Origin of the sequence: Mycolicibacterium wolinskyi str. Jessa 2025 (assembly GCF_049241375.1) — a bacterium.
Lineage (GTDB): Bacteria > Actinomycetota > Actinomycetes > Mycobacteriales > Mycobacteriaceae > Mycobacterium > Mycobacterium wolinskyi.
In genome coordinates this window covers 4,908,129-4,925,752 of record NZ_CP185960.1, presented here as the reverse complement: position 1 = coordinate 4,925,752, position 17,624 = coordinate 4,908,129, and the positions used below count along the sequence as shown (strand labels likewise).

General features: G+C 66.2%; 20 protein-coding genes. 13 read left to right on the top strand and 7 right to left on the bottom strand.

Annotation, left to right across the window (positions count from 1 at the left end; all coding sequences use genetic code 11):
* The first annotated feature begins 1 nt into the window (after position 1).
* Both ACOI2T_RS24400 and ACOI2T_RS24395 read left to right on the top strand, forming a co-directional pair.
* Complete coding sequence (locus ACOI2T_RS24400; protein ID WP_409505503.1) at positions 2–1,243, top strand: amidohydrolase family protein; 1,242 nt, start codon at positions 2–4, stop codon at positions 1,241–1,243.
* Positions 1,244–1,396: 153 nt separating this feature from the next.
* On the top strand, positions 1,397–1,873 hold the full coding sequence (locus ACOI2T_RS24395) for a 2-isopropylmalate synthase (protein ID WP_067857190.1): 477 nt from the start codon (positions 1,397–1,399) through the stop codon (positions 1,871–1,873).
* Between the two features lie 92 nt (positions 1,874–1,965).
* On the opposite strand, the gene ACOI2T_RS24390 is transcribed toward ACOI2T_RS24395, so the two are convergent.
* A complete protein-coding gene (locus tag ACOI2T_RS24390; RefSeq protein WP_067857194.1) occupies positions 1,966–3,447 on the bottom strand; it encodes a cytochrome P450 in 1,482 nt (493 codons plus the stop codon).
* Between the two features lie 128 nt (positions 3,448–3,575).
* Between ACOI2T_RS24390 and ACOI2T_RS24385 the strand changes: the two genes are divergently transcribed.
* Positions 3,576–4,238, top strand: coding sequence for a TetR/AcrR family transcriptional regulator (locus ACOI2T_RS24385; RefSeq protein WP_409505502.1), 663 nt, complete (start codon positions 3,576–3,578; stop codon positions 4,236–4,238).
* 22 nt (positions 4,239–4,260) lie between these two features.
* Entirely contained in the window at positions 4,261–5,136 is an 876-nt protein-coding gene (locus ACOI2T_RS24380) for an SDR family oxidoreductase (RefSeq protein WP_067857198.1), read from the top strand.
* Here the strand turns inward: ACOI2T_RS24380 and ACOI2T_RS24375 are convergent.
* From ACOI2T_RS24375 to ACOI2T_RS24365, 3 genes are read right to left on the bottom strand one after another with little or no spacing between them, the layout of a single operon-like run.
* The gene (locus ACOI2T_RS24375; RefSeq protein WP_409505501.1) at positions 5,133–6,311 is read right to left on the bottom strand and encodes an AAA family ATPase; all 1,179 of its coding nucleotides are present in this window, start codon (positions 6,309–6,311) and stop codon (positions 5,133–5,135) included. The genes ACOI2T_RS24380 and ACOI2T_RS24375 overlap by 4 nt on opposite strands.
* 9 nt (positions 6,312–6,320) lie before the next feature.
* Positions 6,321–7,382: a DNA polymerase IV gene (locus ACOI2T_RS24370; RefSeq protein WP_409505500.1), complete on the bottom strand. Its 1,062-nt coding sequence runs from the start codon at positions 7,380–7,382 to the stop codon at positions 6,321–6,323.
* Between the two features lie 4 nt (positions 7,383–7,386).
* On the bottom strand, positions 7,387–7,995 hold the full coding sequence (locus ACOI2T_RS24365; protein WP_409505499.1) for a TetR/AcrR family transcriptional regulator: 609 nt from the start codon (positions 7,993–7,995) through the stop codon (positions 7,387–7,389).
* A gap of 96 nt (positions 7,996–8,091) precedes the next feature.
* Between ACOI2T_RS24365 and ACOI2T_RS24360 the strand changes: the two genes are divergently transcribed.
* Positions 8,092–8,634, top strand: a complete 543-nt coding sequence (locus ACOI2T_RS24360) for an NADPH-dependent FMN reductase (RefSeq protein WP_067857210.1) — start codon at positions 8,092–8,094, stop codon at positions 8,632–8,634.
* 64 nt (positions 8,635–8,698) lie between these two features.
* On the opposite strand, the gene ACOI2T_RS24355 is transcribed toward ACOI2T_RS24360, so the two are convergent.
* Positions 8,699–9,487 (bottom strand): SDR family oxidoreductase, encoded by a 789-nt coding sequence (locus ACOI2T_RS24355; RefSeq protein WP_409505498.1) that lies wholly within the window; start codon positions 9,485–9,487, stop codon positions 8,699–8,701.
* A gap of 47 nt (positions 9,488–9,534) precedes the next feature.
* On the opposite strand from ACOI2T_RS24355, the gene ACOI2T_RS24350 reads away from it, so the two are divergent.
* The 4 genes from ACOI2T_RS24350 (at position 9,535) to nrdE (ending at position 13,509) form a co-directional block, all read left to right on the top strand.
* Positions 9,535–10,227, top strand: a complete 693-nt coding sequence (locus ACOI2T_RS24350) for a TetR/AcrR family transcriptional regulator (RefSeq protein WP_409505497.1) — start codon at positions 9,535–9,537, stop codon at positions 10,225–10,227.
* A gap of 424 nt (positions 10,228–10,651) precedes the next feature.
* Positions 10,652–10,891 (top strand): redoxin NrdH, encoded by a 240-nt coding sequence (locus ACOI2T_RS24345; RefSeq protein ID WP_067857222.1) that lies wholly within the window; start codon positions 10,652–10,654, stop codon positions 10,889–10,891.
* Between the two features lie 39 nt (positions 10,892–10,930).
* Positions 10,931–11,374, top strand: coding sequence for a class Ib ribonucleoside-diphosphate reductase assembly flavoprotein NrdI (gene nrdI, locus ACOI2T_RS24340; protein ID WP_067857223.1), 444 nt, complete (start codon positions 10,931–10,933; stop codon positions 11,372–11,374).
* Positions 11,341–13,509, top strand: a complete 2,169-nt coding sequence (gene nrdE, locus ACOI2T_RS24335; protein WP_084356963.1) for a class 1b ribonucleoside-diphosphate reductase subunit alpha — start codon at positions 11,341–11,343, stop codon at positions 13,507–13,509. The genes nrdI and nrdE overlap by 34 nt, the downstream gene beginning before the upstream one ends.
* 82 nt (positions 13,510–13,591) lie before the next feature.
* On the opposite strand, the gene ACOI2T_RS24330 is transcribed toward nrdE, so the two are convergent.
* A complete protein-coding gene (locus ACOI2T_RS24330) occupies positions 13,592–14,425 on the bottom strand; it encodes a MerR family transcriptional regulator (RefSeq protein ID WP_409505496.1) in 834 nt (277 codons plus the stop codon).
* 121 nt (positions 14,426–14,546) lie between these two features.
* Here ACOI2T_RS24330 and ACOI2T_RS24325 point away from each other — a divergent pair, with 121 nt between their 5' ends.
* On the top strand, positions 14,547–14,684 hold the full coding sequence (locus ACOI2T_RS24325; protein ID WP_409505495.1) for a hypothetical protein: 138 nt from the start codon (positions 14,547–14,549) through the stop codon (positions 14,682–14,684).
* 17 nt (positions 14,685–14,701) lie between these two features.
* On the opposite strand, the gene ACOI2T_RS24320 is transcribed toward ACOI2T_RS24325, so the two are convergent.
* Complete coding sequence (locus ACOI2T_RS24320; protein WP_084356964.1) at positions 14,702–15,088, bottom strand: DUF5997 family protein; 387 nt, start codon at positions 15,086–15,088, stop codon at positions 14,702–14,704.
* A gap of 54 nt (positions 15,089–15,142) precedes the next feature.
* Between ACOI2T_RS24320 and ACOI2T_RS24315 the strand changes: the two genes are divergently transcribed.
* The 3 genes from ACOI2T_RS24315 to ACOI2T_RS24305 all read left to right on the top strand — a co-directional run bounded on the left by ACOI2T_RS24315 (position 15,143) and on the right by ACOI2T_RS24305 (position 17,611).
* A complete protein-coding gene (locus ACOI2T_RS24315) occupies positions 15,143–15,853 on the top strand; it encodes a LysR family substrate-binding domain-containing protein (RefSeq protein WP_409505494.1) in 711 nt (236 codons plus the stop codon).
* A 208-nt stretch (positions 15,854–16,061) separates the two neighbouring features.
* A complete protein-coding gene (locus tag ACOI2T_RS24310) occupies positions 16,062–17,471 on the top strand; it encodes an OFA family MFS transporter (protein WP_409505493.1) in 1,410 nt (469 codons plus the stop codon).
* Entirely contained in the window at positions 17,468–17,611 is a 144-nt protein-coding gene (locus tag ACOI2T_RS24305; protein ID WP_110775112.1) for an MFS transporter small subunit, read from the top strand. The genes ACOI2T_RS24310 and ACOI2T_RS24305 overlap by 4 nt, the downstream gene beginning before the upstream one ends.
* The last annotated feature ends 13 nt before the right edge of the window (positions 17,612–17,624 follow it).

The window sequence follows — 17,624 nt, the reverse complement described above, 5'->3', positions numbered from 1 at the left end:
GATGATGAAAGAGCAATCACCCAAACAGGTTTCACTACTGGCCGGGGCGACCCTCATCGACGGATCGGTGGTCGACGTCGAACTCGGACGCGACGGTGACCACGCCGTCGTCACCCGGGTGATACCCGCCGCCGCCGACCGAGATGACGAGGCGACCGTCGACTTGCGCGGCTATCTGCTGATGACCGCGCCGGCCGAACCGCATGCCCATTTGGACAAGGCGCTGTCCTGGGACACGTTGCGCCCGCAACTCACCGATCTGCACGGCGCGATCGCCAGTTGGCGGCAGGGCTCGGCGGCCTTCGACGAGGAGTCGTTCCGCGACCGTGCGGCGACCGCGGCACTTGCCTTGGTGCGCAACGGAACCACCGCGGTGCGCACCCACGTCGACATTCTTCCCACCGGCGACCCGCTGCGCGGTGTGCGCGCCGTCGCGGCGGTGCGCGAGCAACTACGCCACCTGATCGACATCGAGATCGTGGCCCTGCTCAAGGACTACTCGGGCGCCGACCTGCTGCACGCCGCCCTCGACGCCGGGGCCGACCTCGTCGGTGGATCACCGCACAGCACCGCCGACCCACACGCCGAGTTGGGCCGGTTACTCGACGTCGCCGAACAACGCGGGGTGGGCGCCGACCTGCACACCGACGAATTCCTGGTGGGCGATCACCACACCATCGCGCAATATGCGCAGCGGGCGCGCGACTGGCCCGTCGACCGGATCCGCACCGCGAGTCACTGCACCCGGCTGGGGACCATGACCGCCGACGAGTTGGCCGGGCTGCTGCCGCGCGTGGCCGAGTCCGGCATCGGCGTGGTCGCCAACCCCATCACGAACCTGTACCTGCAGGGGCGCGACCACCCGGTCGCGACACCGCGGGGACTCACCGCGATCACGGCGCTGCGTGAGGCCGGGGTGCCCGTCGCGGCAGGCGCCGACAATGTGCGCGACCCGTTCAACCCGCTGGGGCGCAGCGACGCGCTGGAGACCGCGGCGCTGGCCGTGATCGCCGGCCACGTTCATCCGGAGGTCGCCATCGCGATGGTGACCGACGACGCGCGGCGCGTGATGGGGCTGCCCGCCGCCGGACCCCGGGCGGGTGCGCGCGCGGAACTGCTGGCCGTGCGGGGCGCGGGATTGCTCGAGGTGTTGGCGACGGCCCCCGCCGACCGCGTGGTGATCCATGACGGCGCGGTGGTGTCGGTCAGCGAGACCAGGACGTGGACCGCCTGTACGGCGTGAAAATGTTTGCGTCACTCCCGCAGCGGCGCCTAAGATCGCCAACGTGCCGAGGCGACTCGTAGTAGCAACCCGCAGCGGGGTCTGATCTGACCGACCCCTCGCTGTGGGTCGTCGCTACTCGTCGGTCATCCTCTGAGCAGAGAAGACCGGCACATGTTTCCTTCTTCAACACCCCAGGCCCCGTCGTTCGCGGCCAACTTCACCGCCCCGCTGCCACGTGATCTGCGCTCCCTGGGCGACACCACCTGCTGGGACGCGTTCCTGGCAGAATTCGCTCCCAGCGCGGGACCACTGCGGCTGGGCCATTGGGCCTGCACCGACAATGCCGACCGGTTGGGACCGCAGGCCCGCAGATATCAGGCCACTCTGGCCATCGGCGACACCATCAGCACCTCGACAGCAGCCGCCAGCGGACCGGTGGCGGCGTTGACCGAGATGCTGTACCAGCGCGGCATCGCCGTCGAGACCACGTCGTTTCACCAATTGCCGACCGGCGGGCAGACCGCCACGTTCATCAAGGGCAGCGACGGCGTGCACACCCAGTGGGCGATGGGTCTGGCCGACGATCCGGAGCAGTCGGCACTGCGTGCCGTGATCGCCTGCGCCAACCGGTTGTTGGCGGCAGCCTGATTGCCCGCTTGGCCGCCGGAACTGCATTCCCGGTCGTCAACCGCGCGCGGTTGACGACCGGGAATGCAGTTCCGCGAGAGAGAGCGGGAGACCTACTGCAGTGGTCGCAGCACGATCGGCATGCCGTCGATCGGCACGGGCATGCCGCCGTAGTCGTAGCGCGGCTTGTAGCCGGGGTGTGCGAGCTCCAACCGGTACCGGCGCAGCAGCCGGTGCATGACGGTCTTGATCTCCAATTGGCCGAACACCATGCCGATGCACTTGTGCGCGCCGCCGCCGAACGGCGCGAACGCATAGCGGTGCTTCTTGTGCTCATTGCGTGGCTCGGCGAAGCGCTCCGGGTCGAATCGTTCGGGATCGGTCCACAACTCCGGCAGCCGGTGGTTGATCGACGGCCAGGTGACAACGCTCGTGCCGGCCGGGATGAAGTAGCCCAGCAGATCGGTATCGCGCACGGCCTGACGGAAGTTGAACGGCAGCGGCGTCATCATCCGCAGTGCCTCGTTGACCACGAGGTCGTACATCTCCAGCTTGTCGAGCGCCTCGATGTCCAGCGGACCGTCGCCGATGCGCTCGGATTCCTCCCGCAGCCGGTCCTGCCACTCGGGGTTGGCGGCCAGGTGGTAGGCCATCGTCGTCATCGTGGACGTGGAGGTGTCGTGCGCGGCCATCATGAGGAAGATCATGTGGCTGACGATCTGATCGTCGGTGAAGCTCTGGCCGTCCTCGTCGGCCGCGTGGCACAGCACGCTGAACATGTCGGTGCTCTCCGAGCGCCGCTTCTCGGTGATGCGGCTGGAGAAGTAATCCTCGAGAGTCTTGCGTGCCTTGAGCCCGCGCCACCAGGTCAGCGGCGGTACCGGCTTGCGCACGATCGCGTTGCCGGCGCGCGTGGTGGTGGTGAACGCGTGGTTGACCGTGGTGACCAGAGCGCGGTCGGTGCCCGCGGGAACGCCCATGAACACCTCGGACGCGATGTCGAGCGTGAGCTCTTTGATCGCCGGGTGGAACAGGAACCGCGGGTCGTTGGCCACCCAGTCGTCGGCCAGCACGGCCGAGGCCACCGAGTCGATGTGGGAGACGTAGCCGGTGAGCCGGGTGCGCGTGAACGCCTCCTGCATGATCCGGCGATGGAACATGTGCTCGTCGAAGTCGAGGAGCATCAGCCCGCCTTCGAAGAACGGCCCGATGACCGGATCCCACGCGCGCTGCGAGAAGTCCTTGTTGCGGTTGGAGAACACGGCCTGCGTGGCATCGGGGCCCAGCGCCATGACCGATGACAGCGCGGGCGACTGCGCGTAATAGATCGGCCCGTACTTGCGGTACAGCTCCAGGATGAAGTCGGGGCCGCCGCGGAAGATCTCGATCATGTGGCCGATGATCGGCAAACCGGCGTCGCCGACGATCGGTTTGAGGCCGCTGCCTGCCGGCGGCTCGGCGAACACGAACTGATCCCACTCCTTGGCCTTGAGCCGCTTCTCGACCGCGCCCATGCCGGGCATGGTGTTCGGCGTCGGGGTGAACCGGCGCTTCGCCTGGTCGAGAAGATAGTGCGGGGTGCTGATCGTGGCCATATACCGCTCCTGACGTTGCTGACGCTGCAAGTCTGTGGTGGAAGTCACCTGTGACCCCCATCCTGAATGCCACACTTGACGCATGTCAAGTTTTGTTCTGGCGTGCCGCGGTGCAAAGGTTTAATGCCATGACCGCCGAATCTCTACCCGAGGGCAGCAACGGCCCCGTCGGCGTACCCGCGTCCTCGCAGGCCCGCCGCAGCCGGGGTGACCGGCAACGCGACGCGATCGTGAAGGCCGTGCGGGAACTGCTGGAAAAGGAGTCGTTCGCCGACCTGTCGGTCAGCACCATCAGCGAGCGCGCCGGCGTGGCGCGGTCGGGGTTCTATTTCTACTTCGACTCGAAGTACGCGGTGCTCGCGGTGATCCTTGCTGATGCGATGGAAGAACTTGCCGCGCTGACCCACGACTACGCACCGCGCGAACCGGGGGAGACACCGGCGGCGTTCGCGAAGCGCATGGTCGGCAGCGCGGCCGCGGTGTTCGCGACCAACGACCCGATCATGTCGGCCTGCACGGTCGCGCAGAACACCGATGCCCAGATCCGGGAGTTGATGAACGACTTCGAGGACGTCGTCATCGGCAAGATCGTCGGCCTCATCGAACAGGACGAGGGCGCGCGCCCCATCTCCGACGACCTGCCTGCGCTCGTTCGCACCCTGACCGCGACGACCGCGATGACGCTTTCGCACGACTCGGCCTTCGTCGGGCGGGATACCGATCCCGGCCGCGCCCTCGAGATTGTCGAGCGGCTGTGGCTCAACGCACTGTGGGGTGGCCTGCCCGAATAACGCCGCGGGTAAGGTCACCGCTATGGCGCAGGGGAGCGACGTCCGGGAGCACTTTCGCGGGAAACGGTGCTTCGTCACCGGTGCGGCGAGCGGAATAGGACGCGCCACCGCACTCGCGCTCGCCGCCCATGGTGCCGAGCTGTACCTGACCGACCGCGACGACGAAGGGCTCGCACAGACGGTCGCCGATGCCCGCGCGCTCGGCGCGCAGGTGCCCGAGCACCGGGTACTCGACATCTCCGATTACGACGAGGTGGCGGCGTTCGCCAAAGACATCCATGCCGCCCATGCGCCCATGGACGTGGTGATGAACATCGCCGGGGTATCGGCATGGGGCACGGTCGACCGGCTCAGCCACGAGCAGTGGCGCTCGATGATCGACATCAACCTGATGGGCCCGATCCATGTGATCGAGACGTTCCTGCCGCCGATGGTCGAGGCTCGCCGGGGCGGACATCTCGTCAACGTGTCCTCGGCGGCCGGGCTCGTCGCGCTGCCGTGGCACAGTGCCTACAGCGCCAGCAAGTATGGGCTGCGCGGGCTGAGTGAAGTGCTGCGCTTCGATCTGGCACGCCATCGCATCGGGGTGTCGGTGGTGGTGCCCGGAGCTGTGAAAACCGGTCTGGTGCAGACGGTTCAGATCGCCGGGGTCGACCGGGAAGACCCGAACGTCCAGAAGTGGGTGGACCGGTTCGCCGGCCATGCCATCTCACCGGAGAAAGCCGCCGCCAAGATTCTGGCGGGCGTGCGCCGCAACCGGTTCTTGATCTACACCTCTTCCGACATCCGGGCGCTGTACACGTTCAAGCGGGTCGCGTGGTGGCCCTACAGCGTCGCGATGCGTCAGGTGAATGTCTTGTTCAGCCGCGCGCTGCGGCCAAAACCTGTGCAGCGCTAGCGTTTACCCCAATGCCACGAGGGAGTGGTCAACATGCCCAGCCCACTGACCTTCGTCTCGCCCCACTGCTTGTAGAGCTCGATCTCCACCGCTGTGCCGCGGTCCTCGTCGGCGACCGGTGTGGTGCCGAGGAATTCCAGCAGTGCGCGGGAGTGGGTGACCACCACGACCTGCGTCTGGGTTGCGGCGGTGCTGATCAGCGTGGCCAGTGGCCGCACGAGATCGGGGTGCAGCGAGGTCTCGGGTTCGTTGAGGACCATGAGCGACGGTGGCCTGCGGCTCAGCAGCGCAGCTGCCCACAGCAGGAAACGCAGTGTGCCGTCGGACAATTCGGCAGCACGCAGCGGCCGTAGCATCCCGCGCTGCCGTAGCTGCAGGTCGAACAACCCGTCGGTGACCGCGACCGAGATCTCGGCGCCGTCGAAGGCCTCGGCCACGGCGCGCTCCAGATCGCCGAGCTCGGCCTCGATGATGGTCTGCACGGCGGCGGCGAGGTCCGAGCCGTCGTCGGCGAGCACCGGTGTGCGGGTGCCGACGTGCGGCCTGCGCGCGGGTGCGCCAGCGTCGACCCGAAAGCTGTCGTAGAACCGCCAGTCGCGCAAGCGGTCGGAGACCGCCGACAGCTCCGGAAGGGCGTGCGGGTGCGCGTACTCGGCGAGCACGCTGCGATAGGCCGGCAGGGACCGGCTCAGCTCGTCGAACCCGCGTCCCGACTGCGCGGCCGCCTCGGCGAACTCGCGCGTGCGGCGCACCAATGTCGAGCTCGGTCGCAGCACCGGCCCGGCGAACACGACCTCACGCTTGATCTCGGGGTCGAGCGCAAATGCCGACGGCCTGCCACCCGATCCGGCCATCTGCGGCAGGCCCAGGTCCACGAGATAGCCGAAATCATCTGCGGCAAAACCCAATTCGAGTGAAACCGGCCGGGTCCTCGTGGTGCCCTGGGCTTCCTCGGCCGGTTGCTCGGGGCCGGCCCACAACACCGATTGCAGCCCGCCCTCGCGCGCGAGCGATCCGATCACCTGCCCGCGACCGCAGTCCGCCAGTAGTCGCAGCGCACGGTAGATCGAGGATTTCCCGGTGCCGTTCGCGCCCGTGATCACCGTGAGATCCGTGAGCGGCAGGATCACCTCACGCAGTGAGCGGTAGCCCCGAACGGCGATGGTCTGCAGCATGAGTCGAGGTTATTGGCCGTCACCGACAACTGGTTCGGTGGTCTGCTCCATGGCCAGCTCGAGCCGGACCCCAAGCAGCCGGATCGGCCGGTCGAGCTCGAACTGGTCGAGCACCGCCAGCGCGGTGTCGGTGATCACGCCGCGGTCCGTGGTCGGTGCGGGCAGCTTGCGGATCTTGGTCCGGGTGTAAAAGGTCTTGGTTCGAACGGTCACCGCCACCCGGGTGACGATGCGGTGCTGTTCGACCACCTCGGCCAGCGTGCGGTGCGCCAGTTCCACGACGGCAGCATCGATCTCACTGCGATCGGTCAGATCCTGGGCGAACGTCACGACATGACTTCGCGAACGTGGCACCCATGGTTCGGAGCTGACCTCGGTATCGCCGCCGCCCTTGGCGAGTAACAGAATCCACAAACCCGTGCTGGGCCCGAATGCCGCCGTCAGCACCGCGGAATCGGTCGCGGCGAGGTCGGCGACCGTGCTGATGCCCATGGTGGCAAGCTTTTTCGTGGTCTTGGGCCCCACACCCCACAAGGCGTCGGGCGGGCGGTCACCCATCACCGCCATCCAGTTGTCTTCGGTGAGCACGTATACGCCTGCCGGTTTGGCCAAGCCGGTCGCCACCTTGGCGCGTTGCTTGTTGTCGCTGATGCCCACCGAGCAGGACAGTCCCGTCTCGGCGGCGATCACGGTGCGTATCCGCTCGGCCAGCTCGACCGGATCGGTGACATCCGCGCCGAGGTAGGCCTCGTCCCAGCCCCACACCTCCAGCGGGTGGCCGAGGTCGCGCAGCAGGCCCATGACCTGTTCGGAGGCTTCGTCATAAGCGGCCGGGTCCGAAGGGAGGAAGGTGGCATCCGGGCACCGCCGCGCCGCGGTACGCAGCGGCATGCCGGCGTGGACGCCGAACTCCCTGGCCTGATACGACGCGCAGGTCACCACCTTGCGCGGTTCGGTGGGGTCACCGCTGCCGCCGACGATGACCGGCAGGCCTTCCAACTCCGGGTGGCGACGCAGCTCCACCGACGCCAGGAACTGGTCCAGGTCGACGTGAAGCACCCAGCTGGTCATCGCGCTAATGGCCACACAACTTACGGGCGGTGTCCTCCCAAGCCGCCGCCAGTTCATCGAGGGTTCGGCCGCGATCGGCCGTCTGATGCGCCACGTAATCGGCGTCCAGCAGGGCGATCAAGGCATCGGTCTGTGCATCCAGGTCGCCCGTGGTGCCTGCGGCGTCGAGCAGCATCCGCACGTGCGACCGGTGCAACATGAACGGGCCCGCGAACCGCATCTGCGGGTCCCGCACCGCATCGGACAGCAGGGCCTGGTGACACTGCACGAATCTCAGGCGCTCGCGGCCGTAGGCCAGCAGTCGGTCGAGAGGCGGCGCGCCGGGGCCAAGCGGCGGCGGGCCGAACATGAACGCTTCCTGCTGGGCCGTCTCGTCCTCGTCCAGGAGCACCATCATCAGACCGGCTCGACTGCCGAAACGGCGAAACAGCGTGCCCTTCCCGACACCGGCGGCCACCGCGATATCGTCGGTGCTCACCGCGTCCGGTCCACGTTCGGCGATCAGCTTGCGTGCGGCGTCGAGCAGGAGGGCCCGGTTGCGGGCGGCGTCACCACGTTCGTGTGGCATCGCGTCGGTGACCGCGAGCTGGGTCGGGCGGTCGGAGGCTGCCACCCTTGCACTTTAACTCAGGGGGAATTAATCGGACCACGGTCCGGTTGATGGGTGGGACGATCGGAAAGACCGGCTCAGAGGAAAGGGAACGCGAACATGGCCGATATCAAGGTGCTGGTGCTGGTGGGGAGCCTGCGCGCGGCGTCGATCAACCGACAGCTCGCCGAACTCGCCGTCGAGACGGCGCCCGACGGCGTGGATCTGCGGATTTTCGACCGGTTGGCGGAGCTGCCGTTCTACAACGAGGACATCGACACGCAGGACGTCGCCGAACCCGTCGCCGCGCTGCGGGAAGCGGCGGCCGGCGCTGACGCCGCGCTCGTCGTGACGCCCGAATACAACGGCACCATCCCGGCCGTGCTGAAGAACGCGATCGACTGGCTGTCGCGGCCGTACGGCAACGGCGCACTCAAGGAGAAGCCGGTGGCCGTGATCGGCGCCGCCCTCGGCCAGTACGGCGGGGTGTGGGCGCACGATGAGACGCGCAAGTCGTTGGGTATCGCGGGCCCGCGGGTGGTCGAGGACCTCAAGCTCTCCATCCCGGCCAAGGTGTTCGACGGCAAGCATCCGCGCGAGAATGCCGAGGTTGCCGCGAATCTGCGCGATGTCGTCGGCAAGCTGGCCGCCGAGGTCGGCTGAGCCGACGATCTGACTGGCGTCGGCTGAGCCGACGATCTGACTGGCGTCGGCTGAGCCTGCTCGATCAGGCCGTGCGCAGGCTGCCGCCGTCGATCACGTATTCGGCGCCGGTGATGTAGGCGGCGCGATCCGAGACCAGGAATCCGACGAGTTCGGCGACGTCGCGCGGGCGTCCGGGTGCGCCAAGTGGGATGCCGCCGATCGAATCCATGATCGCGCGGCGCGCGGCGGGCAGGTCGACGCCGTTCAGCTCTGCCAGGGTTGCCGCCATCGCATGGGCCGATTCCGTCTCGACGTAGCCGGGTGACACCGCGATGACGCGAATGCCGCTGGGCGCCAACTCGTTCGACAACGCCTTGCTGTAGTTGGCGAGTGCGGCCTTGGCGGCTGCGTACGGCACGGTGGTCGGCAGTGGCGAGTGGCGCTGGATCGAGGTCACGTGCACGATCACGCCGCTGCCCCGGTCGACCATGCCGGGGACCAGGAGCCGATCGAGCCGGACTGCGCCGAAGAAATTCTGGTTGAACGTCGACAGCCAGTCGTCGTCGGTGAGGGTCGCGGTCGGACCGTCGTGCTGACCCGACCCGCCGGCGTTGTGCACGACGATGTCCGCCCCGCCCCACCGTGTGACGACTTCGGCCGCTGCCGTCGCGACGCCCTGTGGGGTCGCGATGTCGGCCACCACCAGTTCGTCGGCGGGGTGGTCGTCGGATGCGGTCCGCGCCACCGCGACGACAGTCGCTCCGGCCTCGCGGAGGCGTTCGACGATGGCGCGGCCGATGCCGCGGGTGCCGCCGGTCACCACGGCTCGCTTGTCGTGCAGATCTTGCGGGGTGGACACGTGTGTTGGCATGTCGTTCTCCTCGGGTTGTAGCGGCGCTATAGAGTTACTATAGCGATGTGAAAGACAACGCGAAGGACCGGCTGTTGCGGGCGGCCGCCGAACTGCTCGATGCCGCCCCCGGTGAACCGGTGTCCACTCGGGCGGTGTGCGAGCGGGCCGGCGTGGCGGCGCCGACGCTGTATCACCACTTCGGCAGCAAGCAGGGCCTGTTGGATGCGGTCGTCGAGTTCGGGCTCGGTCAGTACGCCGCGCAGGGCGATGCCGACGACGATCCGGTCTCCGACTTGAGGCGCGGCTGGGACCAGCACGTCCAGTACGGGTTGGACCATCCCGCGTTCTATGTCCTGTTGTACGGCGGGATCGCGCCGGGCCGGCCGTGCAAGGTCACCGCTGTCGCCCAGGCGCAGCTGACCCGGCTGCTCGAGCGGGCCGAGCGGCGGGGCCTGCTGCGGGTGCCGGTGGACGAGGCCGCCGAACAGATCGTCGCGGCCAATGTCGGCGTGACGTTGCAGTTGATCGCCGAGCCGGCCGGCGCCGCCGATCTGGGGTTGTCGGTCGCGCTGCGAGAGAACGTCCTCGCCGGCCTGCTCGTCACCTCCGCGCCGGAACGCGGGCCGGTGTCGGAGGTCGCGCAGGCCGCTGCTGCGCTCGCTGACGTGCTCGCCGGGCCGGGCGGCGGTGGGCCGTCGTTGAGCGATGGCGAACGGGTGCTTCTCGGCGAGTGGTTGTCAAGGCTGTCGCGGACTTGACAACCGTCACGGGCGCTTTGCTGCGTGCCGGTTTCGGCCCGATGGTTGTCGGTGCCTGGTGGTAGACACCTCTATATAGGGCGACACGGCCTTGCGCCCGGTTTGCGACACGCCGGGGGCGAGGCGCTCGGCAAGCTTACGACCTGGGAATTTCAAAAATGTTATTCAGAACATGTTGTATGGCTTCGGATGGCGGGCCACTAGGTGTAGTGTCTGTGAGACCGACAGGCCACCACAGTTCGGGAGCCCGCCGGAGCGCAGCGAATCCGGCGGAGTCGGTTTCAGAACCGGCCGGAGAGCGGCCTCGGGCAGCAGGAATTTTGGCGGCCCGGCGGTCGCTGATGTATAGCGAGATGCAGTACCTGACCAGTTGCCAGTCACTGTCTAGATTTCTTCACTTACCGCAAGAGGAGCCGTACCGAAGATGACCGTCACCGTGTACACCAAGCCCGCATGCGTGCAGTGCAACGCCACCTACAAGGCGCTGGACAAGCAGGGCATCGCCTACGAGAAGGTCGACATCACCCTCGACAGCGAGGCCCGCGACTACGTCATGGCGCTGGGCTACCTGCAGGCGCCTGTCGTGGTGGCCGGCAACGAACACTGGTCGGGCTTCCGTCCGGACCGCATCAAGGCGCTCAGCTCCGCAGCGGTCAGCGCATAGACATAAGGCAGTAACAACCGGGGGAGAGGATGAGGACAGATGGCCAATCTCGTCTACTTCTCCAGCGTCTCGGAGAACACCCATCGTTTCGTCGAGAAGCTGGGCCTCCCCGCCATCCGGATCCCGCTGCACGGCCGCATCGAGGTGGACGAACCCTACGTCCTGATCCTGCCGACATACGGCGGTGGCCGTGCGACCCCGGACATCAATGACGGTGGCTACGTTCCCAAACAGGTCATCGCGTTCCTCAACAACGAACACAATCGGTCGTTGATCCGCGGCGTCATCGCCGCGGGCAACAACAACTTCGGTGCGGAGTTCGCCTACGCGGGCAATGTGGTCTCGCGCAAGTGCGGTGTGCCGTACCTCTATCGCTTCGAACTCATGGGAACCCCGGACGACGTGGCTGCCGTCCGCGCGGGCTTGGAAGACTTTTGGAAGGACCAGACGTGCCACCAACCGTCACAGCTGCAGAGCCTGTAAGCGACAGCACGCACGCGCTCCCCGGGGAGACCGACTACCACGCCCTGAACGCGATGCTGAATCTGTACGACAAAGACGGCAAGATTCAGTTCGACAAAGACAAGCAGGCCGCGCGCGAGTACTTCCTGCAGCACGTCAACCAGAACACGGTCTTCTTCCACAGCCAGGACGAGAAGCTCGACTACCTGATCGAGAAGAACTACTACGAGCGCGAGGTGCTCGACCAGTACAGCCGCAACTTCGTCAAGGGGCTGCTGGATCGCGCCTACGCCAAGAAGTTCCGGTTCCCGACGTTCCTCGGTGCCTTCAAGTACTACACGAGCTACACGCTCAAGACCTTCGACGGCAAGCGTTACCTGGAGCGGTTCGAGGACCGCGTCGTCATGGTCGCGCTGACGCTCGCCGCCGGTGACACCGAACTGGCCGAGAAGCTGGTCGACGAAATCATCGACGGGCGGTTCCAGCCGGCGACGCCGACGTTCCTCAACTCGGGCAAGAAGCAGCGCGGCGAGCCGGTGTCGTGCTTCCTGCTCCGCATCGAGGACAACATGGAGTCCATCGGGCGCTCGATCAACTCGGCACTGCAGCTGTCCAAGCGCGGCGGCGGAGTTGCCTTGCTGCTCACCAACATTCGTGAGCACGGCGCGCCGATCAAGAACATCGAGAACCAGAGCTCGGGCGTCATCCCGATCATGAAGCTGCTGGAGGACTCGTTCTCCTACGCCAATCAGCTCGGGGCGCGTCAGGGCGCCGGCGCGGTGTACCTGCACGCGCATCATCCCGACATCTACCGGTTCCTCGACACCAAGCGCGAGAATGCCGACGAGAAGATCCGGATCAAGACGCTCTCGCTGGGCGTGGTGATCCCGGACATCACATTCGAGTTGGCCAAGAAGAACGAGGACATGTACCTCTTCTCGCCGTACGACGTCGAACGCGTCTACGGCGTTCCGTTCGCCGACATCTCGGTCACCGAGAAGTACTACGAGATGGTCGACAACGCGCAGATCCGCAAGACCAAGATCAAGGCGCGCGAGTTCTTCCAGACGCTGGCCGAGCTGCAGTTCGAGTCGGGTTACCCCTACATCATGTTCGAGGACACGGTGAACCGGGCAAACCCGATCGAGGGCAAGATCACCCACAGCAACCTGTGCTCGGAGATCCTGCAGGTGTCGACCCCGTCGGTGTTCAACGACGATCTGTCCTACGCCAAGGTGGGCAAGGACATCTCGTGCAACCTCGGCTCGCTCAACATCGCCAAGGCCATGGATTCGCCGGACTTCGCGCAGACCATCGAGGTCGCGATCCGGGCGCTGACGGCAGTGAGCGATCAGACCCACATCTGGTCGGTGCCGTCGATCGAGCAGGGCAACAACAGCTCGCACGCGATCGGGCTCGGGCAGATGAACCTGCACGGGTACCTCGCCCGCGAGCGGATCTTCTACGGGTCCGAAGAGGGCATCGACTTCACCAACATCTACTTCTACACCGTGCTGTTCCATGCCCTGAGGGCATCGAATCTCATTGCCATCGAACGTGATACGCGTTTCGGCGGCTTCGAGAAATCCAAGTACGCCTCAGGTGAGTTCTTCGACAAGTACACCGAGCAGGTCTGGGAGCCGAAGACCGACAAGGTGCGGCAGCTCTTCGCCGACGCCGGGATCCACATCCCGACGCAGGACGATTGGAAGCAGCTGAAGGAGTCGGTGCAGAAGCACGGCATCTACAACCAGAACCTGCAGGCGGTTCCGCCGACCGGGTCGATCTCCTACATCAACCACTCGACGTCGTCGATCCACCCGGTCGCATCGAAGATCGAGATCCGCAAGGAAGGCAAGATCGGTCGCGTCTACTATCCGGCGCCGTACCTGACGAACGACAACCTGGAGTATTACCAGGACGCGTATGAGATCGGGTACGAGAAGATCATCGACACCTATGCGGCGGCCACCCAGCACGTGGACCAGGGGCTCAGCCTGACGCTGTTCTTCAAAGACACCGCCAACACGCGCGACGTCAACAAGGCGCAGATCTACGCCTGGCGCAAGGGCATCAAGACGCTCTACTACATCCGCCTACGCCAGATGGCTTTGGAAGGCACCGAGGTCGAAAACTGCGTCAGTTGCATGTTGTAGCCCTCTGACAATCACGAGCAGGCCAGGGAATTTCCCTGGCCTGCTTGTGTTCTGGACCCGATGGCGCCGCAGTGTGAGTGCCTTACTGAACCGGCACGTACACCTTCGTCCGCACCCGCTCCTCGGGTACGTCGCATGGGTCGTCGAGGTACACGTTGTAGTGGTGCGTCGTGATGTCGTCGGCGGTGCGCGTCAGGGCCAATCCGTGTTGGGTCATGTAGGCGCTGATGAGCTCATGCGCCTTTGAGATCGCCTCGGCGTATGGCCCCGTGACGGTGGCCACGACCGCCCGTCGGGCGGGGACCGTGAGCACTTCCAGCGGATCCCGGGCCGTGGTCTCGGCGGGTACCTCGACGAACACCGATTCGTCGACATCCGATTCGCGGAACTCGTCGTCGTGTTCGATGCATCCGCCCAACATGCCCGGCATGATGTTTTGCTCGGCGATGGCGGGCATGAACCGCTCCCACAGCTGCCCTTCGGCGGCGTAGTTGGGAACGGTGTCGCGCAGGTACACGATGGTCCGGCCGGGGACGGTCTCTTCGGTGACGGTGTCGGTCATGGTGAGTTCCTTCTCGGAAAGTAGGTGGTCGATGAGCCGGAGCCGCGCGGTGGCCTCCTCGGCCGCCGCCACCAGTTCGATGCGTTGGGCCTTGAGGGCCGCATCGAACGCTGGGGTGCCACGGACAGCGAGCAGGGCTCCGATGGCGGACACGCCGAATCCGATGTCGCGCAGTCGCCGGATCGCGGCGGCGTCAGCCAGCTGCGCCGCGGAATATCTGCGGTAGCCGCTGATCGTGTCCACCTGTGCGGGCACCAGGACACCGTGGGTGTCGTAGTGGCGCAGCATGCGAACCGAGATACGGCTCAACGAGGAGAACCGGCCGATCGGCATCAGGGACGGGGTGTCGGTCATGGCCACGATCGTGCAGTCTCACATCGTGTGAGAGTCAACCCGCCCTCGCCGTGTCCGAACACGGAGGAGCGACCACGTGCGCGAAGATGTTCCGATGTCGGCAACCGCTGAGGTAATCCTTGTGACCGCCCTGGTTTTCGGCATCGTGATCGCGATGTTCGGCTTGATCTACGTGTGGGAGAAGTGGGGCAAAGGGACTCGGCTGGAGAGGCGCGTCGATCGCTTCTTCGATCGCGTCAGCCACATCTTCGACCGGTAGCCGGCGTGCTTCCGTGATCAGCTCTCGCGAGCCTGCTCCGCACGCACGGCCTTCAGGCGGCGTTCTTCGCTCAGGACATTCTGGTAGCTCTCCCGTTCGGCGACCAGCCAGTCCGGCTTCTCCTCGAGCAGCTGATTGATCTGCTCGGTGGTGAGTGCCTCGGTAACCCCGCCGCGCGCGAGACCCGCGATCGAGACACCGAGCTTGGCCGCCACCAGATTCTTGGGGTGCGGCCCGTTCTTGCGGAGATCCTTGAGCCACTGCGGCGGATCGGCTTGCAGCGCCGCGAGCTCGGCGCGCGTGATCGCATTCTCCTGGAACTCGGCTGGCGTCGCCGGCAAGTACACGTCCAGCTTCTTCGCCGCCGTGGCGGGTTTCATGGACTGCGCATTCGGCCTGCTCATGCTGCTCCCTCGCAAGCGTCGCTCATGGCCTCAGCCTATCGGTAGCCTGAGGCGGTGACCCAGTCGTCGCTCACCCTCGGGTACGTCCCGGGCGGGACGCCCGCGAAGTGGGCCCGGATCTGGGCGGAGCGCCATCCCAACGTTCCCCTGCAGTTGTGCGCCGTGGAGGCGGCCGATGCGGCAGACGCGGTGCGGGCCGGCACCGTCGACGTGGCGTTGTTGCGGCTGCCCGCCGACACATCGGGGCTTGCCGTCATCCCGCTGTATGAGGAGACGACGGTGGCCGTGGTGCCGACCGATCACCTTCTCACTGCCGATGATGAGATCACCGCCGCGGACCTCGACGGTGAGTCGACGTTGCTTCCGCTCGACAACGTCGTCACCTGGTCGGCCCCGGGTTCCCCGCTTGAGCACCGACCCGACACCACGAAGGACGCAATAGAACTCGTTGCCGCTGGAATGGGCGTGCTCGTCGTACCGCAGTCGCTGGCGCGGCTGTATCACCGCAAAGACCTCACATACCGCCCGATCACCGACGCGCCCGCGTGCCCCGTCGCGCTGGCTTTCCCGGAGGGCCCGCAGTCGCCGCTCGTCGAGGAGTTCATCGGTGTTGTGCGTGGCCGCAAACCGAGTTCGTCGCGGGGGCAGGCCGAGCCCGCTCCGAAACGCACCGCACGGGAGAAGACGCTGGCGAAGCAGGCTGCCCGCGCCGCGGCGGGGAAGGTCGCCCGTAAGCCGAGTCGAACTCAACGCGGTCGACGCTGATCAGCCAGATGGCTTCCGAGGGAAGCGAAGTGGCGGATTTGCACAGGTCATGACCGCTTGCGTCGGCAATTTCCGTGAAACGTTTCAAAACCGGCGGGCGTTCGCTAAGGTCCGTCGAGGAATCGCTTCATGTGTCCCCGACCACGTCGTGGCGGGTGTGGCGCTCGCGGTGGCAGCACGGGCGTCGTCAGGCAAGGAAAGGCCCAAGATGACAGTGTCCACCGCATCGACGTCCACCGCACCGACCACGGCGCCCTTCTTCAGCCGCGAGCGCATCATCGCGCCGCCGGGTTGGAGTCGATGGCTGGTGCCGCCGGCGGCATTGTCGATCCATCTGTCCGTCGGCGCGGCTTATTCGTGGAGCGTGTTCAAGAAGCCGCTCGAGGGAGCGCTCGGCATCTCCGGCACGCTGAGCGCCCTGCCGTTCACGATCGGGATCGTCATGCTCGGGCTGTCGGCGGCGGTCTTCGGCACTTGGGTCGACCGCAACGGGCCGCGGATGGCCATGTTCGCGGCGATGTGCTGCTTCTGCGGTGGATGGCTCGTCGGTGCCGCCGGGCTTGCCCTGGGCCAGTACTGGCTGGTGCTGCTGGGCTACGGCGTGTTGGGCGGGATCGGTTGGGGCATCGGTTACATCTCGCCGGTTTCCACGCTGATCAAGTGGTTCCCGGACAAGCCGGGAATGGCGACCGGGCTGGCGATCATGGGCTTCGGCGGCGGCGCGCTCATCGCGTCACCGTGGTCGACGGCGATGCTGGGCGCGTTCGGCACCGACACCGCCGGGATCGCGAAAACCTTTGTCGTACATGGATTGGCGTATGCGGTCTTCATGTCGTTGGGCTGGCTCCTCGTGCGGGTGCCCCGGCCGGATTGGCGGCCGACGGGCTGGACGCCACCGCCGGTGCAGGCGGGGTCGATCGTGACCGGCGGGCAGGTATCGGCAGGCAACGCGGTCAAGACCCCACAGTTCTGGCTGCTGTGGGTGGTCTTGTGCTTCAACGTGACTGCCGGCATCGGCATCCTGGAGAAGGCCTCGCCGATCTACCAGGACTACTTCCCGATGGCGGGCGCGGCGGCGGGTGCGTTGGCTGCCGCGGCGGCCGGATATGTGGCGATGCTGTCGCTGGGCAACATGCTCGGCCGTATCGGCTGGTCGAGCCTGTCGGATGTGATCGGCCGCAAGAACGCCTACCGGCTCTACCTGGGTGTGGGTGCGCTGCTCTACCTGACGATCACGGTGATGGAGAACTCCAACAAGCTGATCTTCCTGATCGCCACCATCCTGATCCTGTCGTTCTACGGTGCGGGTTTCGCCACCGTCCCCGCGTATCTGCGGGATCTGTTCGGCACGTTCCAGGTCGGCGCGATCCACGGCCGGCTGCTCACCGCGTGGTCGGCAGCGGGAATTCTCGGACCGATCATCGTGAACTCGGTCGCCGACAGTCAGGCCGCGGCGGGCAAAGACGGCCCGGCGCTCTACACCGTGTCGTTCTCGATCATGATCGGCCTGCTCGTGATCGCGCTGGTGTGCAATGAGCTGATCCGCCCGGTGTCCTCGAAATGGCATGAACCGGAAGGCAATCCGGCGAAGTCCGTCGCGAAGGAGGTGGCCCGGTGAACGAGCCTGCTGTCGAGTATCACGAGTACACACCGACGGTCCCCAAGGCCTACATCGCGCTCGCATGGCTGTGGGTCGTGGTGCCGTTCGGATACGGCGCCTACCAACTGCTGCTCAAAGTCGGGCAGTTGTTCGGCTGACACCGAGGACTTG